The 21738-nt window shown below is 53.7% G+C and carries 23 protein-coding genes and 3 tRNA genes; 10 read left to right on the top strand and 16 right to left on the bottom strand.

Annotated elements, in window-relative coordinates; translation table 11 throughout:
- Positions 1-53 precede the first annotated feature (53 nt).
- Both ftnA and tyrP read left to right on the top strand, forming a co-directional pair.
- Positions 54-551: a non-heme ferritin gene (ftnA, locus tag HBA26_RS20725; RefSeq protein ID WP_028013664.1), complete on the top strand. Its 498-nt coding sequence runs from the start codon at positions 54-56 to the stop codon at positions 549-551.
- 246 nt (positions 552-797) lie between these two features.
- The gene (tyrP, locus tag HBA26_RS20720) at positions 798-2009 is read left to right on the top strand and encodes a tyrosine transporter TyrP (RefSeq protein ID WP_041909407.1); all 1212 of its coding nucleotides are present in this window, start codon (positions 798-800) and stop codon (positions 2007-2009) included.
- Positions 2010-2043: 34 nt separating this feature from the next.
- Here the strand turns inward: tyrP and HBA26_RS20715 are convergent, their stop codons facing one another.
- Positions 2044-2712 (bottom strand): YecA family protein, encoded by a 669-nt coding sequence (locus HBA26_RS20715; RefSeq protein ID WP_028013666.1) that lies wholly within the window; start codon positions 2710-2712, stop codon positions 2044-2046.
- A 415-nt stretch (positions 2713-3127) separates the two neighbouring features.
- Between HBA26_RS20715 and HBA26_RS20710 the strand changes: the two genes are divergently transcribed.
- The 7 genes from HBA26_RS20710 to HBA26_RS20680 all read left to right on the top strand — a co-directional run bounded on the left by HBA26_RS20710 (position 3128) and on the right by HBA26_RS20680 (position 9110).
- Complete coding sequence (locus HBA26_RS20710; protein ID WP_028013667.1) at positions 3128-4249, top strand: branched-chain amino acid ABC transporter substrate-binding protein; 1122 nt, start codon at positions 3128-3130, stop codon at positions 4247-4249.
- Positions 4250-4349: 100 nt separating this feature from the next.
- Positions 4350-5264, top strand: coding sequence for a branched-chain amino acid ABC transporter permease (locus HBA26_RS20705; RefSeq protein WP_048959822.1), 915 nt, complete (start codon positions 4350-4352; stop codon positions 5262-5264).
- Positions 5265-5275: 11 nt separating this feature from the next.
- Positions 5276-6550: a high-affinity branched-chain amino acid ABC transporter permease LivM gene (livM, locus tag HBA26_RS20700; RefSeq protein WP_045260335.1), complete on the top strand. Its 1275-nt coding sequence runs from the start codon at positions 5276-5278 to the stop codon at positions 6548-6550.
- Positions 6547-7422, top strand: coding sequence for an ATP-binding cassette domain-containing protein (locus HBA26_RS20695; RefSeq protein ID WP_048956507.1), 876 nt, complete (start codon positions 6547-6549; stop codon positions 7420-7422). Before livM ends, HBA26_RS20695 begins: the two co-directional genes overlap by 4 nt.
- On the top strand, positions 7419-8135 hold the full coding sequence (locus HBA26_RS20690; RefSeq protein WP_126345768.1) for an ABC transporter ATP-binding protein: 717 nt from the start codon (positions 7419-7421) through the stop codon (positions 8133-8135). The genes HBA26_RS20695 and HBA26_RS20690 overlap by 4 nt, the downstream gene beginning before the upstream one ends.
- A 161-nt stretch (positions 8136-8296) precedes the next feature.
- Complete coding sequence (locus HBA26_RS20685) at positions 8297-8656, top strand: CHAP domain-containing protein (RefSeq protein WP_126345769.1); 360 nt, start codon at positions 8297-8299, stop codon at positions 8654-8656.
- A gap of 1 nt (position 8657) precedes the next feature.
- Positions 8658-9110 carry a DUF3828 domain-containing protein gene (locus HBA26_RS20680; protein WP_126345770.1) on the top strand — a complete coding sequence of 151 codons (453 nt, stop codon included), beginning with the start codon at positions 8658-8660 and terminating at the stop codon, positions 9108-9110.
- Positions 9111-9374: 264 nt separating this feature from the next.
- On the opposite strand, the gene HBA26_RS20675 is transcribed toward HBA26_RS20680, so the two are convergent.
- The 6 genes from HBA26_RS20675 to uvrY all read right to left on the bottom strand — a co-directional run bounded on the left by HBA26_RS20675 (position 9375) and on the right by uvrY (position 12912).
- Positions 9375-9461, bottom strand: a tRNA-Leu gene (locus tag HBA26_RS20675).
- Between the two features lie 12 nt (positions 9462-9473).
- Positions 9474-9547, bottom strand: a tRNA-Cys gene (locus HBA26_RS20670).
- Positions 9548-9593: 46 nt separating this feature from the next.
- Positions 9594-9669, bottom strand: a tRNA-Gly gene (locus HBA26_RS20665).
- A 152-nt stretch (positions 9670-9821) separates the two neighbouring features.
- Complete coding sequence (gene pgsA, locus HBA26_RS20660; protein WP_041909393.1) at positions 9822-10370, bottom strand: CDP-diacylglycerol--glycerol-3-phosphate 3-phosphatidyltransferase; 549 nt, start codon at positions 10368-10370, stop codon at positions 9822-9824.
- A gap of 56 nt (positions 10371-10426) precedes the next feature.
- Positions 10427-12259 carry an excinuclease ABC subunit UvrC gene (gene uvrC, locus HBA26_RS20655; RefSeq protein ID WP_045260340.1) on the bottom strand — a complete coding sequence of 611 codons (1833 nt, stop codon included), beginning with the start codon at positions 12257-12259 and terminating at the stop codon, positions 10427-10429.
- Entirely contained in the window at positions 12256-12912 is a 657-nt protein-coding gene (gene uvrY / locus HBA26_RS20650; RefSeq protein ID WP_013096026.1) for a UvrY/SirA/GacA family response regulator transcription factor, read from the bottom strand. Before uvrY ends, uvrC begins: the two co-directional genes overlap by 4 nt.
- Positions 12913-13376: 464 nt before the next feature.
- Here uvrY and HBA26_RS20645 point away from each other — a divergent pair, with 464 nt between their 5' ends.
- Positions 13377-13601 carry a DUF2594 family protein gene (locus HBA26_RS20645; protein ID WP_014832453.1) on the top strand — a complete coding sequence of 75 codons (225 nt, stop codon included), beginning with the start codon at positions 13377-13379 and terminating at the stop codon, positions 13599-13601.
- 66 nt (positions 13602-13667) lie between these two features.
- Here HBA26_RS20645 and sdiA read toward each other — a convergent pair whose 3' ends face one another.
- From sdiA to HBA26_RS20600, 9 genes are all read right to left on the bottom strand, one after another.
- Entirely contained in the window at positions 13668-14390 is a 723-nt protein-coding gene (sdiA, locus tag HBA26_RS20640) for a transcriptional regulator SdiA (RefSeq protein ID WP_028013675.1), read from the bottom strand.
- Between the two features lie 221 nt (positions 14391-14611).
- Positions 14612-15364 carry an L-cystine ABC transporter ATP-binding protein TcyN gene (tcyN, locus tag HBA26_RS20635; RefSeq protein ID WP_041909387.1) on the bottom strand — a complete coding sequence of 251 codons (753 nt, stop codon included), beginning with the start codon at positions 15362-15364 and terminating at the stop codon, positions 14612-14614.
- Positions 15361-16029, bottom strand: coding sequence for a cystine ABC transporter permease (tcyL, locus tag HBA26_RS20630; protein WP_028013677.1), 669 nt, complete (start codon positions 16027-16029; stop codon positions 15361-15363). The genes tcyN and tcyL overlap by 4 nt, the downstream gene beginning before the upstream one ends.
- Before the next feature lie 21 nt (positions 16030-16050).
- Positions 16051-17037, bottom strand: a complete 987-nt coding sequence (gene dcyD / locus HBA26_RS20625; RefSeq protein WP_048956501.1) for a D-cysteine desulfhydrase — start codon at positions 17035-17037, stop codon at positions 16051-16053.
- Between the two features lie 106 nt (positions 17038-17143).
- Positions 17144-17944: a cystine ABC transporter substrate-binding protein gene (gene tcyJ / locus HBA26_RS20620; RefSeq protein ID WP_126345771.1), complete on the bottom strand. Its 801-nt coding sequence runs from the start codon at positions 17942-17944 to the stop codon at positions 17144-17146.
- Between the two features lie 86 nt (positions 17945-18030).
- On the bottom strand, positions 18031-18582 hold the full coding sequence (gene fliZ, locus HBA26_RS20615) for a flagella biosynthesis regulatory protein FliZ (protein ID WP_045631537.1): 552 nt from the start codon (positions 18580-18582) through the stop codon (positions 18031-18033).
- Between the two features lie 54 nt (positions 18583-18636).
- Positions 18637-19356, bottom strand: coding sequence for an RNA polymerase sigma factor FliA (locus HBA26_RS20610; RefSeq protein ID WP_014170714.1), 720 nt, complete (start codon positions 19354-19356; stop codon positions 18637-18639).
- A gap of 129 nt (positions 19357-19485) precedes the next feature.
- Complete coding sequence (fliB, locus tag HBA26_RS20605) at positions 19486-20691, bottom strand: flagellin lysine-N-methylase (protein ID WP_126345772.1); 1206 nt, start codon at positions 20689-20691, stop codon at positions 19486-19488.
- Between the two features lie 62 nt (positions 20692-20753).
- Entirely contained in the window at positions 20754-21578 is an 825-nt protein-coding gene (locus HBA26_RS20600) for a flagellin (protein WP_047362882.1), read from the bottom strand.
- Positions 21579-21738 lie beyond the last annotated feature (160 nt).

Raw genomic sequence — 21738 nt, 5'->3', positions numbered from 1 at the left:
AGATGTGTATAAGAGACAGTTATGAACCCGTAATAATAATCCGGAGCGCCACCATGCTGAAAACTGAAATGATCGACAAGCTCAATGCACAAATGAACCTTGAGCTCTATTCATCCCTTCTCTACCAGCAGATGAGCGCCTGGTGCAGCTATCACAGCTTCGAAGGTGCGGCCGCGTTTCTGCGTCGTCACGCCCAGGAAGAGATGACCCACATGCAGCGCCTGTTTGATTATCTAACCGATACGGGCAGCCTGCCGCGCATCGAGAACGTGGCATCGCCTTTTGCTGAATATAATTCTCTCGACGAACTGTTCCGCGCCACCTACGAGCACGAACAACTGATCACCCAGAAAATTAACGAACTGGTTCATGCGGCAATGATCGGCCAGGATTATCCAACCTTTAATTTCCTGCAGTGGTACGTCGCGGAACAACACGAAGAAGAGAAGCTGTTTAAATCCGTGCTGGATAAATTATCCCTGGTGGGTAAATCCGGCGAAGGACTTTACTTTATTGATAAAGAACTGTCGACTCTCGATACGCAGAATTAATATCAGCGCGGTGCCGGTTTCCGGCGCCGCGTTAATTTACCTTTCCCCTGCATTAAAACACGCATTTTATTCCCCGTACGCCCTATTTACGTCACGCCTGACCGTCGCCCCCACTCAGGATGGGCAGTAGCGCAATACGTAAACCTTTCATTACACGCCTTGTAACGGTGGTTTGACGAATTACCGCTTTTGCCTTACTCTGCGCCGCAGATTTTGTTGCGGTTAAGCGTCGTTGTAGAGGAAAACGTGAAGAACAGAACCCTGGGAAGTATTTTTATCGTCGCCGGAACGACGATTGGCGCAGGAATGCTGGCAATGCCTCTGGCTGCCGCGGGAGTGGGATTTGGGATGACCCTGCTGCTGCTTGGCACGCTCTGGGCATTAATGTGCTATACCGCACTGCTGCTGCTTGAGGTTTACCAGCATGTGCCCGCCGATACCGGGCTGGGTTCGCTGGCGGCGCGCTACCTGGGACGCTACGGCCAGTGGATCACCGGCTTTAGCATGATGTTCCTGATGTATGCCCTCACGGCCGCGTATATCAGCGGTGCCGGGGAGCTAATCGCCTCCAGCGTCAACGACTGGTTTGGCTCTGACATTACCCCTGCAACGGGGGCCATCTTCTTTGCGCTTATTGGCGGCGGCGTGGTCTGCGTGGGCACATCGCTGGTCGATCTCTTTAACCGTTTTCTGTTCAGCGCCAAAATTCTGTTTCTGGTTGTCATGCTGGCGCTGCTGGCACCGCACGTGCACAAGGTGAACCTGCTGACGCTGCCGCTGGAGCAAGGGCTGGCGCTTTCCGCCATCCCGGTCATTTTCACCTCGTTTGGCTTCCACGGCAGCGTGCCGAGCATCGTCAGCTATATGAACGGCGATGTCCGCAAGCTGCGTCGTGTGTTTGTTATCGGCAGCGCCATTCCGCTGATCGCCTACATTTTCTGGCAGCTGGTGACGCTGGGTAGCATTGACTCTTCAACCTTCGTCGGGCTGATGGCGCAGCACGCTGGCCTGAACGGTTTTCTGTTGTCGCTGCGCGAGGTGGTCACCTCGCCGCACGTGGAGCTGGCGGTTCACCTGTTTGCCGACCTGGCGCTCGCGACCTCGTTCCTGGGCGTAGCGCTCGGCCTGTTCGATTACCTGGCCGACCTGTTCCAGCGTCGCAATACTGCCGCCGGGCGGTTACAGACCGGAGCCATTACCTTCCTGCCGCCGCTGGCGTTTGCGCTGTTTTACCCTCGCGGGTTTGTGATGGCGCTGGGCTACGCTGGGGTGGCGCTCTCTGTCCTGGCCCTGCTGCTCCCTTCCCTGCTGGCGTGGAAAAGCCGTCAGCAGCATCCTCAGCAAGGATATCGCGTCGCGGGAGGAAAACCGCTGCTGTGCGTTGTGTTTGGCTGCGGGGTAATGATTATTCTGGTGCAGGTGTTGATTGCAGCCGGGATGCTGCCGGAAGTGGGTTAAAGATAAAAGGGGCTATCATCAGCCCCTTTTTTTATCAGTGCAGGCAGCAGCTCTTAAACTTCTTCCCGCTGCCGCAAGGACACGGATCGTTACGCCCCACTTTCGTGCCGTTCACGACAGGCTTCTTCGCTTCCGGCTGCTGCGGGTTCTCCACCCAGTAGTTGTATAAGCGCAGGGCCGCAGGCTGGATGCTCTCGATGCTGGCGATATACTCCTCTTCGGACAGTTCATCCAGCTTCTCGCTGTTCTCTTCCGTTCCGTGCAGGGCAATCACGTCGAGATCGGCCTTCAGGGCTTCCGGCAAGGCTGACCAGTCCGTCAGCGCCACGCCGCGCATGTAGCCATAGCACCACTCTTCGACCACGGTGTAACTCTCACCGTCAACGTCGTTATAGCCGAACAGCGGCTCAAACTGATCCGGGTATTCACTCAGGCGCTCGGCAATGTCGTTCATATGCTTAAAGCAGAGATCGATAAAACGGTTCATCTCGCGATCGTTTTTCCAGCGAGGGATGTACTTCTCCCCGCCCCACACCGCCACCAGCCAGGCATCTGGCTCAACGACAACAGGGCCGGAAAGCACTGCAGTAAGCATGCCGTCCAGTTCGGACACGTCAATCACGGACGCATCGTCATGACCGTAAGACATTAATGTCTCTTCCAGCCACGCCATTTCGCTTTCATTTAATGGACCTTCCGTCATCGCGGACACTCCTGATAAAAAAGGAAAGGATCCTACCACAGATCGCACGCCTGCCCTGGCTGAAGTTTAGGTCTTTATTGCTGCAAAAGTGTGCAAATCGTGACCGTTGCACAACTTATGGGCTTTATTGTTAACGATGTGTGATCTCCGCTGTAAATTCTTCTCCTGGCGCAGGGCGGGATAACGCGGCGCTCTATACTCAAACATGTCATAACCCCGTCAAGGGGTTAACCATTCTGGCAACGTTTTTGCTTGCTGTTCTTCGCGCGACGCTGCGCATGGAAACCTCGCCGTATCACGCAGGATGCCGTTCGTTTAGTGCATTTTGTTCTTGCTCGTGTTTTTGGATTGGCTGCGCCCTGGGCGTTCAGGCTTACGCCGTGGTGCAAAAACCTCTTTGCTAAGGAACATAATAATGTCGCTGAAATTTATCAAAACGCCTGTTTCTCTTGTGCTGGCCGGTTGTCTGGTAACGGCATTTTCCGCCCGGGCAGATATCGTGATCGGTGTCGCCGGACCGTTCACGGGCCCTAATGCCACCTACGGCGATCAGTACTGGCACGGCGCAACGCAGGCCGCCGAAGACATTAACGCCGCAGGCGGTATTAACGGTGAGAAGATCAAGCTGGTTCAGGGGGATGACGCCTGCGAGCCTAAGCAGGCGGTGGCCGTCGCCAACCGCTTAGTCGACCAGGATAAGGTCAACGCCGTGGTCGGCCATTTCTGCTCCTCTTCCACCATGCCCGCCTCCGAGGTGTATAGCGACGCGGGCATCATCGCGATTACTCCCGGCTCAACTAACCCGCAGATCACCGAACGCGGCATGAGCGACATGTTCCGCATGTGTGGCCGCGACGACCAGCAGGGTCAGGTCGCCAGCGACTTCATTATCGACAAGCTGAAGGCCAAACGCGTGGTCATCATTCACGATAAAGACACCTATGGACAGGGGCTGGCAGACGCCACCAAAGCGGCGCTGGCGAAGCGCGGGGTGAAGGATGTGATGTATGAAGGTTTATCCCGCGGTGAAAAAGACTTTAACGCGCTGGTGACGAAGATCGGCGCGCAAAAACCGGACGTGGTGTTCTTCGGCGGCTGTCACCCGGAAGCTGGCCCGCTGGTTCGCCAGATGCGTGAACAGGGGGTGCAGGCGAAATTCTTCTCCGGCGACTGCATTGTCAACGAAGAGATGGTGACGGCAGCGGGCGGCCCGCAATATACCAACGGCATTTACATGACCTTTGGTAAAGATCCGCGCCTGATCCCGGACGGTAAAGCGGTTATCGACAAATTCCGCGCCGGTAAATTCGAGCCGGAAGGTTATACCCTCTACTCCTATGCCTCCGTACAGGCCATTGCCGCAGCCTTCAAGGCCACCGGCGGCAAGGATTCCGCGAAAGCCAGCGAGTGGCTGAAAGCCAATTCCGTCGACACGGTGATGGGCAAAAAAGCCTGGGACAGCAAAGGCGACCTGAAAGTGTCTGACTACGTGGTTTACCAGTGGGACGACAAGGGAAAATATAAGGAAGTGCAGTAACGGGACGGAGTCACGCTCAACGTCGGCGGGCTTGCCCCGCCGGCGCGTAATAAACATCAGGCTGCGCGCCTCGCGCAGCCTATAAAACGAGCGCGCTAAGATGAGTACATTCTTCCTGCAGCAGTTAGTCAATGGCTTAACGCTGGGCTCCGTCTATGGCCTGATCGCCATCGGCTACACCATGGTGTACGGCATTATCGGGATGATCAATTTCGCCCACGGCGAAGTGTATATGATTTCCGCCTATCTCTGCGCCATTGGTCTGGCGCTGCTCTCTTTCTTCGGGCTTGAGTCCTTCCCCCTGCTGATTCTGGGTACGCTGGTGTTCACCATCGCGGTAACTGGCGTGTACGGCTGGACTATCGAGCGTATCGCCTACAGGCCGCTGCGCAACTCCACGCGCCTGGCGCCGCTTATCTCCGCCATCGGGATGTCGCTTATCCTGCAAAACTACGCCCAGCTGAGCCAGGGTCCGCGCCAGCAAGGGGTGCCGACCATGCTCGACGGCGTGATTCGACTGCATCTTGGCGACGGGTTCGTGCAGATAACCTACACCAAAGTGTTTATTCTGCTCGCCTCGTTTGCCGGCATGCTGTTGCTTACGTGGATAATCAACCATACCCGGCTGGGGCGGATGTGCCGCGCGGTACAGCAGGATCGCAAAATGGCCTCTATTCTGGGGATCAACACCGACCGGATTATCTCCCTGGTCTTTGTTATCGGCGCGGCGATGGCCGGCCTGGCGGGCGTGCTCATCACCATGAATTACGGCACCTTTGATTTCTACGTCGGGTTTGTGATTGGCATTAAGGCCTTTACGGCGGCAGTGCTCGGCGGTATCGGTTCCCTGCCCGGCGCCATGCTCGGTGGCCTAATCCTTGGCGTCGCGGAAGCCCAGTTCTCGGGCATGGTGAACTCGGACTATAAAGATGTCTTCTCGTTTGGCCTGCTGGTCATGATCCTGATTTTCCGGCCCCAGGGTCTGCTCGGGCGTCCGGTTGTGGCCAAAGTGTGAGGAAGAGAATGATGACATCGCACGGTTTTTCTTTAAAGCGCTGCGTTCTGGACGCGATTTTTTCCGGGCTGATTGCGCTGATTATCTTCGGCCCGATTGCCGGCGTGGTGCTGGACGGGTACAGCTTTAACTTTGCCGGACAACGGCTGGCCTGGATGGTCGGCATTGTAATGCTGGGACGTTTTCTCTTGAGCGCTTTTTTGGGTACCGCCGCGGGCGCTCGTTTCCAGGCGCGCTTCGAAGCCGATAACGCGGGCGTCTATGTTAGGCCACCGGACTACAAAAGCCGCATGCGCTGGATTATCCCTCTGGTGATTGCGCTTGCGGTTTGCTTCCCGTTTGTCGCCACCAAATATGTACTGACCGTCGCCATTCTCGGGCTGATCTACGTGCTTCTTGGTCTGGGGCTGAACATCGTCGTGGGGCTGGCCGGCCTGCTGGACCTGGGGTACGTCGCCTTCTACGCGATTGGCGCGTACGGTCTGGCGCTGGGATACCAGTATCTGGGGTTAGGCTTCTGGAGCATGCTGCCGCTGGCGGCAATCATGGCCGCCGCCGCCGGTGCCCTGCTCGGTTTCCCGGTACTGCGCATGCACGGCGACTATCTGGCGATCGTCACCCTCGGGTTCGGGGAGATCATTCGCCTGATCCTGAACAACTGGCTGACCTTCACGGGGGGGCCAAACGGCGTTTCAGCCCCTCCCCCCACTTTTTTCGGCCTGGAATTTGGACGACGCGCGAAAGAAGGCGGCGTGCCTTTTCACGAGTTTTTCCACCTGACCTACAACCCGAACATGAAGTTTATCTTTATCTATACCGTACTGTTCCTGGTGGTGATGCTGGTGCTCTACGTCAAACACCGCCTGACGCGGATGCCGATTGGCCGGGCGTGGGAAGCCCTGCGAGAAGACGAAATTGCCTGCCGCTCGATGGGGTTGAATCACGTCCTGGTGAAGCTCTCCGCCTTTACGCTGGGCGCGTCGACCGCGGGGATTGCCGGGGTGTTCTTCGCAACCTATCAGGGGTTTGTGAATCCGACCTCCTTTACCTTCTTTGAATCCGCGCTGATCCTCGCCATCGTGGTGCTGGGCGGCATGGGCTCGACCCTTGGCGTGGTGCTGGCCGCCTTCGTGCTGACGGTAACGCCGGAGCTGCTGCGCAGTTTTGCTGAGTACCGTGTCCTGCTGTTTGGCATGCTGATGGTGGTGATGATGATCTGGCGTCCACGCGGCCTGATCCGCATTAACCGCAGCGGGTTTGCCGTGCGTAAGGGCGTGGCGCCATGAACGGGACGATATTGCGCGTGGAACATCTGATGATGCACTTCGGTGGGATTAAGGCGCTTAACGATGTAAATCTGGACGTGCAGCGCGGCTCCATTACCGCCCTTATCGGGCCAAACGGAGCGGGAAAAACAACCGTGTTTAACTGCCTGACGGGTTTCTATAAGGCCTCCGGCGGCAATATTTTATTTTCTACCCGCACTAAAACGACCAACGTTATTCAGGTTCTCGGACAAAAATTCCAGCCGGGCGACTGGATTAACCCCGCGCAGTTCGGGCAGCGCCTGTTCTACAAAATGTTTGGCGGAACGCACCTGGTGAACCGCGCCGGGCTGGCGCGCACCTTTCAGAACATCCGCCTTTTTCGCGAGATGTCTGTCGTGGAAAACCTGCTGGTCGCGCAGCATATGCGCGTTAACCGCAATCTGCTCGCCGGGATCTTAAACACGCCAGCATATCGGCGGGCGGAAAGCGATGCCCTGGACAGGGCCTTCTACTGGCTGGAGGTGGTGGACCTTGTGGAGTGCGCCAATCGCCTGGCGGGAGAGATGTCGTACGGGCAGCAGCGGCGTCTGGAGATCGCGCGGGCAATGTGTACCGGGCCCGAGATGATCTGTCTCGATGAGCCTGCCGCCGGACTTAACCCGGTCGAAACGCATAAGCTGAGCAGCATTATTCGTTTCCTGCGCGATCGTCATGACATCACGGTCTTATTGATTGAACATGATATGGGGATGGTGATGGAGATTTCGGACGACATTATCGTGCTCGACCACGGCGATGTTATTGCCAGAGGGAAGCCCGAACAGATCCAGCATGATGAAAAGGTGATTGCTGCCTACCTGGGTACGGACGAAAGCGAGGTGTCCCTATGACCGAACCGCTGCTGGCATTTCGCGAGGTGGATGTGTTCTACGGCGCCATTCAGGCGCTGAAGCAGGTCTCCCTGGAGGTCAATAAAGGTGAGACCGTGGCGCTGATTGGCGCGAACGGCGCGGGTAAATCCACATTGCTGATGTCTATCTTTGGCCAGCCGCGCATCCGGAGCGGGCAGATTCTGTTCAATGGTGACGACATCAGCCATCAATCCACCCACTACGTCGCCTCCGGCGGCATTGCGCAGGCGCCTGAAGGCCGGCGTGTCTTCCCGGATATGACCGTCGAAGAGAACCTGCTGATGGGAACCATCCCCATCGGCAACCGGTTTGCGGCTGAAGATATGCAAACCATGTTCGACCTGTTCCCTCGCCTCAAGGAGAGGCGCAAGCAGCGCGCGATGACCATGTCCGGCGGGGAACAGCAGATGCTGGCGATCGCCCGGGCGCTGATGAGCCGTCCCAGGCTGCTGTTGCTGGATGAACCGAGCCTGGGCTTAGCGCCGATAGTTGTGAAACAGATCTTCCAGACGCTGCGCGAGCTGGCCCGCAACGGCATGACCATTTTTCTGGTGGAGCAGAATGCGCACCATGCGTTGAAGCTTTCCGACCGCGGATATGTGATGGTTAACGGGCAGATCCGGTTGAGCGGCAGCGGCGAGGAGCTGCTCGGAAATCAGGAGGTGAGGAAGGCGTATTTGGGCGGATATTAAAACGCCCGCGATAGCGGGCATAAAGATGCCGTATGGATTAACCAAACACCATTATCCAAACAGATAGTGGTTTAATTCCGATCACCCTTATTTACAAAAAACTGCAACTTACAGGCGTAATGTTTCCCTTGTTAACCATTAAGTCTATAAGGGATTAAATTATGTGGAGTGCCAATAAAGCCGCAGTTTATGCCCGCCAGCATGCGGGCGAGCATAGCCAGAAAAGATGTGCAGAATTTGTTTCAAAAGCCATTCGCGCTGGCGGTGCTAATCTGCAGATCACACATTATGCTAAGGATATGAAAAGCAATTTGATTTTGGCTGGCTTCCATCAGATTTACGGCGAGCCTGTTGAGGGTGACGTGGCAGTGATCCAGCCTACAGCCCACCACCCCTATGGCCATGCATGCATCTATGGCGGGAACGGCGTCTGGTACTCTGATTTTGTTCAGCGAACAATGTATCCGGGAAAAGAATACCGGGAAGTAAAGCCAGCGTATGCAATATACAGGCATGACTAACATGAAAAAAATAATTCTTGTTGCCCTGCTTCTGCCCACTCTCGTATCAGCTGCACAGAAGCTACCCCCTGAGGCATCCGCCGCCCTTCAGTTTAATAAGTGGTACATCTCGCAGATTCTTAGCGGGAAAGAGCCAATAAAAAACTATGAAGCGCTGAGCCGATACGTTACCCGCGAAACAATCAGCAAACTCAAAGCCATGGATAAGCTGGATCCGGATGAATATGACGTGCCTGACGTCGATATGTTCATAAAGGCCCAGGGATATGATGATGACTGGGGCATCGTCAGTGCGCGGGCATTAGATTACGATGCCGCATGCATGCAGGTGTATATATCATTCGGCAAAAAGCGGGATCACACCGTGATTGACTGCATGGTCAAAGAAAATGGCGCATGGAAAGTTCAGTCCGTGGCAAGCGTGAATATTTCTGACAACCTGAGCGCAGAATGATATCGGCGATATGACAGGGGTACTGATGCAATGCATCTTCGCGAATCCCTGTCGTATCGCCGACAAATACACCTTCGCTCTGGATAACTGAATAACTGAATAACTGAATAACTGAATAACTGAATAACTGAATAACTGAATAACTGAATAACTGAATAACTGAATAATAACAATGATGCAAGAAAGTGGATTTCAGGCACAAAAAAACCACCTTTCGGTGGTTTCACGACACTGCTTATTGCTTTGATTATTCTTTGTTTCCCATGGTACCCGGAGTGGGACTTGAACCCACACAGCGCGAACGCCGAGGGATTTTAAATCCCTTGTGTCTACCGATTCCACCATCCGGGCTCGGGAAGAAAGTGGAGGCGCGTTCCGGAGTCGAACCGGACTAGACGGATTTGCAATCCGCTACATAACCGCTTTGCTAACGCGCCGTAAAACTTTTCTAACTGACACCCGCTATTGCGCATGTCTTTAATCTGGAGCGGGAAACGAGACTCGAACTCGCGACCCCGACCTTGGCAAGGTCGTGCTCTACCAACTGAGCTATTCCCGCATGTTATCAAGTTAACTGCTAACCACTTGATTTCATTATCGTCCGGCTTGCTGTGCCGCCGTTCGATGCGTTGCATTCTACTGATATGACGTGATGAGTCAACGTTATTTTTTGCTTGTCTGGATTGTTTGCTGAAAATTACGGCGAAACGATCACTGATCAAGCAAATCCCCGCGCGCAGCGTTCAAATATTGCAGCATTGACCACAGCGTCAGCACTGCCGCCACCCACAGGAGGCCAATCCCCGCCCACTCAACCCAGGCGTTCGGACGCCAGAGCATCCACACCAGCGAGGCCATCTGCGCGGTGGTTTTCACTTTACCAATCCAGGATACCGCCACGCTGCTGCGTTTCCCCAGCTCCGCCATCCACTCACGCAACGCAGAGATGATGATCTCACGGCCAATCATAGTTGCGGCGGGCAGCGTCACCCACCAGGTATGATAGTGCTCAGCCACCAGCACCATCGCGATCGCGACCATCACTTTATCCGCTACCGGATCGAGAAAGGCGCCGAAACGGGTGCTCTGGTTCCAGCGGCGCGCCAGATAGCCATCAAACCAGTCAGTTACCGCTGCAATAAGGAAGATCAATGCGCAGGCGAACGGTGCCCAGACGACCGGCAGGTAAAACGCCAGCACAAAGAACGGAATGAGTACAACACGAAAGAGAGTGAGCAACGTAGGGATATTATATTGCATAGTGACGGTAACTATTTGTTGTCAGTAAAATTTAGCTCTATGTTGCTACAGAGCCCTCAATGTTTCAACGAGTAGTAGATCTTTTCTGCCAGCCCTTGCGAAATACCCGGCACTTTTGCAATTTCCTCCATACTGGCGTTGAGTAATCCTTGCAATCCGCCCATATACTTCAGCAGCATCTGGCGGCGTTTTGGCCCAACGCCCTCAATAGTCTCAAGCGTGCTCGTGTTTTTGACCTTCGCCCGTTTTTTGCGGTGGCCGCTGATGGCATGGTCGTGCGACTCATCGCGAATATGCTGGATGACGTGCAGCGCCGGGGAGTCCGGCGGCAGGCTGAAGCCCTCACCTTCCGGCTCAAAAAACAGCGTTTCCAGACCGGCCTTACGATCGGCCCCTTTTGCCACGCCTAACAGCAGCGGATGGTTTTTGTCCCACTCAACGTCGAGCGACTCGAATACCGCTTTCGCCTGACCTAGCTGCCCTTTCCCACCGTCGATAAGAATCACGTCCGGGATCTTGCTCTCTTCAATCGCTTTACCGTAGCGACGGCGCAGCACCTGATTCATGGCAGCATAGTCGTCACCCGGCGTGATGCCGGTGATGTTATAGCGGCGATACTCGGCGCGCAGCGGGCCGTTGGCGTCAAATACCACGCAGGACGCCACCGTCTGCTCACCCATCGTATGGCTGATATCGAAACATTCCATTCGCTTCACTTCCGGCAACTTCAGGAGCGTCGCCAGCGCGGTTAGACGCTGGTTAACCGTCGATTGCTGGGACAGTTTAGTGGTGAGCGCCGTCGCCGCGTTGGTCCGCGCCAGCTTCAGATAGCGTGCACGGTCACCGCGCGGTTTGGTTTGAACATTGACCCTACGCCCGGCCAGTTCGGAAAGCGAATCGGCCAGCAGGGTTTTGTCATCAAGGCTAAAATCGAGCAGGATCTCCGAGGGCAGCGTACGCATCTGGCTGCCCTGAAGATAAAACTGGCCAACAAAGGTTTCCACCACTTCACCCAGCTCGGTGCCGCCAGGCACCTTCGGGAAATAGCTGCGGCTGCCGAGCACTTTGCCCTGGCGAATAAACAGCACATGCACGCAGGCCATGCCGGCGTCGAAGGACACGCCAATAACGTCGAGATCGTCGCCGGTATTTGAGACAAACTGTTTCTCAGTGACTCTGCGCACCGCCTGGATCTGGTCGCGGATCCGCGCAGCCTCTTCAAACTCAAGTGCGGCGCTGGCTTTTTCCATTCTGGCGATCAGCTGGGTTAAAACCTGATCGTCTTTGCCAGCTAAGAACAGGCGTACGTATTCCACCTGCTGCGCATACTCGTCTTCACTGACCAGCCCGGCAACACAGGGGCCAAGGCAACGCCCAATCTGGTACTGTAAACATGGGCGCGAGCGGTTGCGGTAGACGCTGTTTTCACACTGGCGGATCGGGAAGATTTTTTGCAGCAGCGCGAGCGTCTCCCGCACGGCATAGCCATTCGGGAAGGGACCGAAATATTCCCCTTTCGCGTGTTTTGCGCCGCGGTGCATCGCCAGACGCGGATGGGTGTCACCACTCAGAAAAATAAACGGATAGGATTTGTCGTCCCGCAGCAGCACGTTATAGCGCGGCTGGTAGAGCTTAATATAGTTGTGCTCAAGCAGCAGCGCTTCCGTCTCGGTATGCGTCACGGTGACATCAATATTCTGAATGAGTGAGACCAGCGCTTCGGTCTTACGGGAGGCAAGGTTACTGCGGAAATAGCTGGAAAGACGCTTTTTAAGATCTTTGGCCTTCCCCACATAGATAACCGTACCGCCAGCATCATACATCCGATAGACGCCTGGCTGGCTGGTTACGGTTTTCAGAAATGCTTTTGAATCGAATACATCACTCACTGACTTAACAACGTCTCCGCGTTACATAAACCGTGCCGGATGGCCAGATGAGTCAGTTCAACATCACCATGAATGTTCAGTTTACTGAACATACGATAACGATAGCTGTTGACCGTTTTCGGGCTGAGATTCAGCTGCTCTGAGATCTCATTCACTTTCTGACCCTTGGTGATCATCAGCATAATCTGCAATTCACGCTCAGACAAACTGGCAAACGGTGATTCCGTTTTCTCGGGTTCGATCTGGCTCAGCGCCATCTGCTGCGCAATGTCGGAGGCAATGTAACGCTGCCCGGCAAATACAGAACGGATAGCATTGACGACCTCCTGCGGTGCGGCGCCTTTGCTCAGGTAACCGGCTGCCCCCGCCTGCATCACCTTCGCGGGAAGCGGATTTTCAGTATGCACGGTCAGCATGATGACTTTTGTATCAACAAAGGTACGCGCGATTTTGCGTGTTGCCTCAAGGCCACCGATACCGGGCATATTCATATCCATCAGCACCACATCGGCCGAGTTTGTGCGGCACCATTTTACGGCATCTTCCCCACAGCACGCCTCACCGGCAACTTTAATACCTTTAATATCTTCAAGAATGCGTCGTATCCCTGCGCGCACCAGTTCGTGGTCATCAACAAGAAGGACGTTGATCAAAGGAAATGTCTCCAGAATAGGGATAACGCTACTGAGTGATAATTTGGCTTATATTAACGGTTTTCATCACAAGATTAAAACGTTAAAAAATCGGCTATTCGATTTTGCTCTCGTTTTTGGAAATTAGCCTGTACAGTCCATGGAAAGAGAGCCCTTGCCATCAGAGCTTTTGCGGCTATTTTTAAGCATCTGTATTCAAAAAGTTACAAAAAGCTTGCACGCTTTCCTCGCGGAAAAACTGTTCTCAATTTTTGTAACAATAATTAACGGCAAGTAAACCAGGCGCAAACAATTAATAGCCGTACCAGAGCATCAGTTTACCGGCTGGCTCTGTTTACGCAAATAAACACTGGCGTAAAAGTACGAAAAACAACCGCTGCATTTTTTGCTGCAGCTTGTGGTATACTCCGCCGCCTTGACTTTCGTCGTCGCGCTTTAGCGCCGTTTAATAATGAGGAAAATAAATGAGCACACCTGAATTTGCCACTGCGGAGAATAACCAGGAACTGGCACAGGAAGTAAACTGCCTGAAAGCGCTGCTAACGCTGATGCTGCAGGCGATGGGCCAGGCTGATGCTGGTCGTGTGATCATTAAAATGGAAAAACAAATCGCGCAGATGGAAGACCAGGCGGAATCGGCCGTATTTGCTAACACCGTTAAGCAAATCAAACAAGCGTACCGCCAGTAACAAAAAACGGCTGGATGCAGTGCATTCAGCCGTCCACTCGTCTGTCACGCAGAACGTACTCTCTAATCAGATCAGTCCCGTAGCCGCCGCATAACAGGCAATCTGCGTCTTGTTTGGCGCATTAAATTTTTTCTGCATATTCTTCTGATGGAAGTTAACCGTATTCTCTGAAATAGAGAGAATGATCGCTATTTCCGCCGACGTCTTCCCTTCCGCGGTCCATTTCAGAATTTCTCGTTCGCGTTTGCTGAATTTCATCTCAGGCGGCATAACCATCTTATCTTCAAAACGCAACAGCGCGGTTAATGCCATTTGCACCAGCATCTGCAGCCGCAGCTCTATTTCCTCGCCGGCAAACGGTCCTTCCTGCGCGCGAGTACGGGAAACGGAGAGGAAGCCGAGCGCATGATTAGGCAGCATCAGACACTGAGTTATTCCCGAACGTAGACCGAAGTCCTGCGCCCTATGCCATAATTCCTGAGCATCCGCAAATAATTCGTCCGTCCAGGGTAAATGCCCCTGAATGAAATTCTCCGGCTTTAGCACCGGATCGATGGTGAAATAGTTCTCTGATTGATATTGCGCCAGCCACTGTTGCGGATAAGTGGCATGCACAGCAATTTTAGGCCGCGTAAACGGCACCGGATGGCGCACACAGAGTGAGTAATAATCGAATTCCAGCGCCTGAGTTTGTCGCTGAAGTTCATGATATACCTCGGCGGCACAGGTCAATTCCTGAAACCGCAGGGAGCAATCCCGTCGCCAGGTGAAAAAGTCTGAATCCTTCATACTTACTAAAAGAAGCCTCTGAAAAGATAATCATTATTATGGTGAATATAACCTAACACATAAAACTTATTTCTAACTACAAAATATCGGCACTAGCACAATTAACTGTGCTATGGATAAGGATTATTCTGTTCGGGTAGAATAAAAGAACACCATTTAAGGCGATGAGCGAGAATAATTTGCTCCAGAAGAACTTTCTGGAGCAAATGAGTACATAAATGCTACTGCATAAGGAATTTTTCCAGGAACTGACGGGTTCGCGGTTGCTGAGGGTTAGCAAATAAGCTTTTCGCCGGTCCCTGCTCCACAATCCGCCCCTGGTCCATAAAGATGGCTCTGTCCGCCACGTCGCGCGCAAAGCTCATTTCATGGGTCACGATAACCATCGTGCGTTTTTCCTGCGCCAGCTGGCGGATGGTGTTCAGCACCTCACCCACCAGTTCTGGATCGAGCGCGGAGGTCGGTTCATCAAACAGGATCACGTCAGGGCGCATCGCCAGCGCGCGCGCGATGGCCACGCGCTGCTGCTGCCCGCCCGACAGGCGGCGCGGATAGCTGGTCTCTTTCCCTGCCAGCCCGACTTTGGCGAGCAACTCGCGGGCGCGTGCCGTCGCTTCCTCTTTGGGCTCACCTTTTACAATGACCGGTCCTTCAATAATATTTTCCAGCACCGTGCGGTGCGGGAATAGATTGAAGCTCTGGAACACAAAGCCGACATGCTGACGCAGGCGGCGAATCAACCCTTTCTGCTGGCTGATGGATTTGCCGGTATCAATCGTTATCTCCCCAACCCGAATGGTGCCCCCTTCCGGCTGCTCAAGCAGGTTGATACTGCGCAGCAGCGTGGTTTTCCCCGACCCGCTCGGGCCAATAATCGCCACGACTTCGCCCTGCTCAACTTCCAGGTCGATGCCGTGGAGCACCGTTTGCCCGTGGAATTTTTTCACCAGGTTTTTGACGTCAATTGCACTCATTTTGGATCACGCTCCTGGCGGTTAAGCTGGTTTTCAAAGTAGTTTTGCAGAGCAGACAACACCGTCGCCATCACCCAGTAGATCAGCGAGGCGGCCAGATACATGGTGAAAACTTCAAGGGTGCGCGAGGTAATGAGCTGCGCCTGACGGAACAGCTCCGGCACCTGGATGGTTGCCGCCAGAGAGGTATCTTTTACCAGGCTGATGAAGCTGTTGCTCAGCGGCGGAAGCGCTACCCGCGCCGCCTGCGGCAGAATGGCGCGACGCAGCGTCTGCCACGGCGTCATCCCGATACTGGCCGCCGCTTCCCACTGGCCTTTATCAATCGACGAGATCGCCGCGCGCAGGGTTTCGGAGGTATAGGCCGCCGTGTTAAGCGACAGGCCAATCATCGCCGCCGGGATCGGATCCAGCTCGATGCCGAACTGCGGTAAACCGTAGTAGATCATAAAGAGCTGAGCGATAAGCGGCGTACCGCGAAACACGGAAATATAAAAGCGCGCCAGCCAGCGTACCGGCAGGATGGGCGACATTCGCATTAAGGCCAGTACAAAGCCCAACACAAGACCGAAGAACATCCCGCCGATACTGAGCTGTAGCGTGAATACCGCACCTTTCAGCAGGAATGGCAGGGAATCAATAACCAGTTGAATACTTTCTTGCATTATTATTTTTCGACCTGATTTTTAGACATGAGGATGATAAGCAAACAGCGCGGGCGCCCCGCCGGTGTGCACAAATAAAATCGGCCCTTCATCCTTAAAGCGTTTCTGCGCAATGCCATCGATAAGCCCGGCCATCGCTTTACCCGTATAGACCGGATCGAGCAGTATACCTTCAAGGCGCGCCAGCAGCTTAACGGCTTCCATCCCCTCTTCATTAGGCGTGCCGTAGCCCGGCGCAAAATAGTCATCCCAGAGCAAGATCTCGGCCCTGGCCTTCAGCTCCAGTTGCTCTGCCACCGCCTGTTGCAGCGCTACTACTTTTGGCTTCTGGTCCGCGACGCTGCGGGAAACCGTCACGCCAATCAGCTCGACATCCGGCAGAAGCTGTTCCAGCCCCACCGCCAGCCCGGCATGCGTGCCCGCGCTTCCGGAGGCGACAACGACCGACGAGAGGCTAACGGCGCCCTCGCACTGCTGGGCGATTTCCAGCGCACTTTCCACATAGCCCAGCGCGCCCAGCGCGTTCGAACCGCCGACGGGAATAACGTAGGGGCGGAAACCCTGCGCTTCCAGACGCGTCGCCAGATCGTCGAGCTGTGCGGTCGGGTCGGTCAACGCATCCACCATCTCCACCTGCACGTTAAACAGGTCTAAAAGCAGGCGGTTACCGTTGGTGAGATAGTTTTCAGCCCGCGTGCCAATCGGGTTTTCCAGCAGAGCCACGCAGTGAAGCCCGAGTTTTGCCGCCACCGCGGCCGTCTGACGAACATGGTTGGACTGAATGGCCCCGGCAGTAATAAGCGTATCCGCGCCTTCGCGCAGCGCGTCGGCCGCCAGAAACTCCAGCTTGCGCAGCTTATTGCCCCCCATCGCCATCGGCGTCACGTCATCGCGCTTAATAAAAATATCGCGTCCCAGATAATCAGAAAATCGCGGCAGGTACTCCAGCGGCGTCGGCGCACCGATAAATTCCAGACGGGGAAAGCGCGTTAAATTCTGTAGTGACATGGACTCTCCGGTAACTCAGACAAAATGTGATATTTTTCATTATGCACGCAGACGCGTAAGAAATAAAAAAGGCGCTTTTAAAAGCGCCTTTTTCCAGGTCACCGACTTATTTGGTGACGTCGGCCCCGAACCACTTCTCAGACAGCGCCTTCAGGCTGCCGTCTTTCTGCATGTCAGCAATCGCGGAATCAATGGCTTTCACCAGATCCGCGTTGCCTTTACGGACGGCCACGCCGGATTCCTGACGAGAGAACGCATCACCCGCTACTGCCAGGGTATTATTGGTTTTCTTCACCAGATCCAAAGCGGCCAGACGGTCAACCAGAATGGCGTCGATACGGCCTACGCGCAGGTCCTGATATTTCGTCGGGTCATCATCATAGGTGCGGATGTCCACGCCCTGAACGTTCTGGCGCAGCCACTCTTCGTAGTTAGTTCCCAGACCGACGCCGACTTTTTTGCCTTTCAGATCGGCAGCGGATTTAATGGAGCCTTCGTTACCTTTCTTCACCAGCGCCTGAATACCGGACACGGTGTACGGCGTGGAGAAGTCATACTTCTTCTTACGCTCGTCAGAAATGGTCACCTGGTTAATCACCACGTCAATACGTTTTGAATCCAGCGAGGCCAGCATACCGTCCCATTTGGTCGGTTTCAGGGAGGCTTTAACGCCGAGGTGCTTCGCCAGTTCTTCTGCAAATTCCACTTCAAAACCGGTCAGCTTGCCGTCATCACCCTGGAAGCTGAAGGGAGGATAGGTTCCTTCCAGCCCGACCAGCAGCGTACCGCGCTCTTTTACTTTATTCAGCAGGTTTTCTGCGGCGAACGTTTTCACGCTCATGCCCGCAACCAGCGCGACGGCCATAACACCCATCAGCGCCTGACGACCCAGAAGTGCAAATTTCATAAATACCCCGATATAGTGGAATTTTTACGTAGTGTAGAGAAATCGCCTGCAACGTCAAAGGCGACTGCGCTACATCTTATTCTTTTTTAATATATATCAGAAGTTGTTCCGGCGAGCGCTTTCTGCTTCGCGGAACCCGGCATTTGCACCTTATATTGCGCATACTTGCGCAGCGCAATACGGTAGTTGTTGGTGCTGGTTGCAGGCAGCCACGGCTCCAGATTTTCATCCAGGTAACCGGTCTTCAGCAGATCGCGAGAGATATTGTTAACGCTCAGATGCTGCCCAAGACGGCGCAGGCGAACCACATATTCGCGCACGGTGCCGTGGCTCATCTCCGTTTGTTCAAACAGGAATTGTTTGAAGCCGATGATATCGAAGAAGTCGCTTTGCTCTTTGCAGTGGAGATCGCCACAGAAACGGCAAAGCGCCACCCACTCTTTTTGCTCTTCGAGCCACGCGGCTTCATCCATTAACGTGTCGAGGCGAGAGATAGCGATTTTATTCACGATCTCGCCGCGGCGAACCAGCGTGATACGATCGAGTAATTTGTTACAGTGGGCGCAATGCGTCTGGCTGTGTTTAAAGTCTTTTAGGTAGCGGCTTAAAGGCCGTCTTTTAGATTGCTGCACCGTCATGATAACTCCTGGTTGTCAATACGTTGTGCGGCATTTTTCGGGTGATTGGATCACCTATAACTTACCCAGTTTGGTTCGTAAGCGTTTAATGGCCTGGCTGTGCAGCTGGCTAACCCGCGACTCCCCCACCTCCAGAACCGCGCCAATCTCTTTGAGATTAAGCTCTTCCTGGTAATAAAGGGTCAACACCAGCTGTTCGCGCTCGGGCAGAGCTTCAATCGCTTCCATTACGCGCTGGCGTAAATTCCCTTCCATTAAATGGTGTAACGGGTTTTCCTGCTGGTGCTCGTCCGTCACCAGCTCGATGCTATCGCCATGCTCTTCGCGCCACTCGTCATAGGAGAAGAGTTGGCTATTATTGGTATCGAGCAACATCTGACGATACTCTTCAACAGCAATGCCAAGACGTTCCGCCACTTCGGTTTCCGTTGCGTTGCGTCCCAGTTCCTGTTCCAGCTGTCCCATCGCATGCGCCACTTCGCGCGCGTTGCGGCGAACGCTGCGCGGCACCCAGTCGCGGCTGCGCAGCTCGTCCAGCATCGCACCACGAATACGCTGAACTGCGTAAGTCGTAAATGCCGTTCCTTGCAGAGCGTCGTATCGGTCAACTGCATTCAATAACCCGATACCGCCCGCCTGTAGCAGATCGTCAAGTTCCACACTCGCCGGCAAACGCACCTGGAGGCGCAATGCTTCGTGACGCACCAGCGGGACATAACGCTGCCACAGCGAGTGTTTATCCATTACACCTTCAGCGGTATAGAGTGAATTCACGATAAACAGCCCTGCGTTAGTTGAGTTATCGGCATGATTATCCGATTCTGCAGGGCGTTCAATTGGATGAAAAAGGGGGATAAAGTGAGGTTATTCTGAGGTTGCCCACAGCAGGGGCAACTTTTCTGACTAAATTAACAGTTGTAACAATGAAAGATCGTCGCCCAATTTGACGCTATCTATATGTTGATGAAAGAGCTTTCCGGCTTCCTGATTATGCTGGCTCAGGGAGTGGAAGCTGTAAATAACGTCAATAATATTGTCTTGTTCAATTTTCCCCGCCGCGATGGCCTGACCGGCAAGCAGCGATTTGAGAAAATAGAACTCCGCAACGATTAAATAAAGATTATTCAACATGCTGCGGCCATTGCTCTGCGGGAATGCCTGCTGCCAGAGCTTATATTTAAAAAAGTTCTTAAAGAGGTGATCGTTTTCCGCCAGGTAACTGCCCGCCACATCGCGCCAGACGGATTCGATGTTTTCCATCACCTTTTCAGCCGAAACGGTGTCATCGACAGATTCAAACTGTTTATAAAGCTGATCAAAATAACGGTTTAATACGGCGCCACCGCGGGCCGTCGCTTTCTTCGTAAAGTAGCTTTGGATGAGCGAGATTAACGCGAATTTCAGGCTGTAGTTCTGATTAAACCCGCCTAACTCCGTCTTGATTTTACCGCTCACCAGCTCGTTCACCAGCGAATAATAAACCGTTTCGAGCGTGCTGATATTCTCTTCCAGGTTTTCGAGCTTTTCAGCCACCATGAGGAATTTAACCACGGCATAAACTTGTTCTTCAACGCTCACCGCTTCAACGCTGAAGAGGTTCTGGCAGAAGAGATTGATGACCTTAATCTTCAAATCCATCGCTGGCGCATTATTCACGTCCTGCTGAACGCTGATGGATTCCATCATCGACATCGATGCCCGATCATTCAACAGCAGTCGAGTGACTTCCGGACACGAGAGATTAAGTGATTTTTCAATTTCATTTTTATAGACCCGGTTTGTCCGCGGGAACGTCGAACAGGTCGGGCTTAAGGCCTGAGCGCCCATGGCGCTATGAATAGAACAGAGCTTTTCCGTATCCATAAACGGGCAGTTTTTACTTTCCGTATGGAAAATCACTTCGCCCCAGTTGCCGTACTGTTTTTTTGTGACTTTTATCGCCGTTTTCGCAGTGTGACGAATGGCGGCATTTTTACTGTTCAGATAGCGGTTAACGGAGGATTTATCAAACGCGATGGTCCAGCCCTGACAACAATGTTCACGGCATTCCCCACCGACACAGGAAAAATCTGCGACCAGTTTAGGCTGGGTAATAACGATCTGTTTCACGGGCGGATCCTCAAAATTCAGAGACAAAAAAACCCCGCCGAAGCGGGGTTTGATGCGTAAAATTAACGCAGCAGAGACAGAACGGTCTGTGGAACCTGGTTTGCCTGGGACAGAACAGAAGTACCAGCCTGCTGCAGGATCTGCGCGCGAGACATGTTGGAAACTTCAGTTGCGTAGTCAGCGTCCTGGATACGGGACTGAGCAGCAGACAGGTTGTTAGAGGTGTTGTTCAGGTTGTTGATTGCAGAAGTGAAGCGGTTCTGCACAGCACCCAGACCGGAACGAGCGGTATCAACTTTAGCGATAGCTTTGTCAATGGTGTCCAGATCGGTCGCAGTCATTGCTTTCAGGTCGATAGCGTTCACGCCCAGAGTCGTGGTGTCAGCTTTAGCACCGCTCAGGTCCAGATCGATGGTGTCGCCGTCGTTCACGCCAACCTGAATTTTAACCACGCCAGCAGTACCTGCAGAACCGTCCAGCAGTTTGATGCCGTTGAAGTCAGTTTTGCTGGCAACACGGTTGATTTCAGCCAGACGAGCGGTAACTTCATCCTGCAGAGAAGCCAGGTCAGACGTGCTGTTGGTACCGTTGCTTGCCTGAACAGCCAGTTCACGAACGCGCTGCAGGTTGTTGTTGATTTCGTTCAGGGAACCTTCAGCAGTCTGCGCCATGGAGATACCGTCGTTGGCGTTACGTGCTGCCTGAGTCATGCCTTTGATCTGAGCGGTCATGCGGTTTGCAATCGCCTGGCCAGCGGCATCATCTTTCGCGCTGTTGATACGCAGACCTGAAGACAGACGCTCAATAGCAGTGCCCAGAGAAGACTGAGATTTGTTCAGGTTGTTCTGAGTAGTCAGGGACAACAGGTTAGTATTGATAACTGCCATAATTTTCTTTCCTTCAAAAATTGGGTTTTAGGTCCGGTGCCTAACACTCTCAGCGTCTCTCACCGTCAACAAGGTTATCGACGGGTCCCGAAAAGACTTTAGAATCAATTTCGAAAAAATTATAACTATATGATTATTAATCTGTCTCTTATACACATCT

The organism is Enterobacter sp. 725m/11 (assembly GCF_011683705.1).
GTDB lineage: Bacteria > Pseudomonadota > Gammaproteobacteria > Enterobacterales > Enterobacteriaceae > Enterobacter > Enterobacter bugandensis.
Note: the sequence above shows the minus strand (reverse complement) of the source record. Positions and strands in the feature narration are given on the sequence as shown.

Coding starts and splice junctions, on each gene's coding strand:
- HBA26_RS20680 (WP_126345770.1), top strand. CDS start 8,658: ATGAAAAAAATAATTCTTGTTGCCCTGCTTCTGCCCACTCTCGTATCA.
- HBA26_RS20600 (WP_047362882.1), bottom strand. CDS start 21,578: ATGGCAGTTATCAATACTAACCTGTTGTCCCTGACTACTCAGAACAAC.
- fliZ (WP_045631537.1), bottom strand. CDS start 18,582: ATGACGGTGCAGCAATCTAAAAGACGGCCTTTAAGCCGCTACCTAAAA.
- HBA26_RS20690 (WP_126345768.1), top strand. CDS start 7,419: ATGACCGAACCGCTGCTGGCATTTCGCGAGGTGGATGTGTTCTACGGC.
- pgsA (WP_041909393.1), bottom strand. CDS start 10,370: ATGCAATATAATATCCCTACGTTGCTCACTCTCTTTCGTGTTGTACTC.
- HBA26_RS20685 (WP_126345769.1), top strand. CDS start 8,297: ATGTGGAGTGCCAATAAAGCCGCAGTTTATGCCCGCCAGCATGCGGGC.
- dcyD (WP_048956501.1), bottom strand. CDS start 17,037: ATGTCACTACAGAATTTAACGCGCTTTCCCCGTCTGGAATTTATCGGT.
- HBA26_RS20705 (WP_048959822.1), top strand. CDS start 4,350: ATGAGTACATTCTTCCTGCAGCAGTTAGTCAATGGCTTAACGCTGGGC.
- HBA26_RS20710 (WP_028013667.1), top strand. CDS start 3,128: ATGTCGCTGAAATTTATCAAAACGCCTGTTTCTCTTGTGCTGGCCGGT.
- HBA26_RS20645 (WP_014832453.1), top strand. CDS start 13,377: ATGAGCACACCTGAATTTGCCACTGCGGAGAATAACCAGGAACTGGCA.
- HBA26_RS20715 (WP_028013666.1), bottom strand. CDS start 2,712: ATGACGGAAGGTCCATTAAATGAAAGCGAAATGGCGTGGCTGGAAGAG.
- tcyL (WP_028013677.1), bottom strand. CDS start 16,029: ATGCAAGAAAGTATTCAACTGGTTATTGATTCCCTGCCATTCCTGCTG.
- tcyJ (WP_126345771.1), bottom strand. CDS start 17,944: ATGAAATTTGCACTTCTGGGTCGTCAGGCGCTGATGGGTGTTATGGCC.
- sdiA (WP_028013675.1), bottom strand. CDS start 14,390: ATGAAGGATTCAGACTTTTTCACCTGGCGACGGGATTGCTCCCTGCGG.
- HBA26_RS20695 (WP_048956507.1), top strand. CDS start 6,547: ATGAACGGGACGATATTGCGCGTGGAACATCTGATGATGCACTTCGGT.
- livM (WP_045260335.1), top strand. CDS start 5,276: ATGACATCGCACGGTTTTTCTTTAAAGCGCTGCGTTCTGGACGCGATT.
- ftnA (WP_028013664.1), top strand. CDS start 54: ATGCTGAAAACTGAAATGATCGACAAGCTCAATGCACAAATGAACCTT.
- tcyN (WP_041909387.1), bottom strand. CDS start 15,364: ATGAGTGCAATTGACGTCAAAAACCTGGTGAAAAAATTCCACGGGCAA.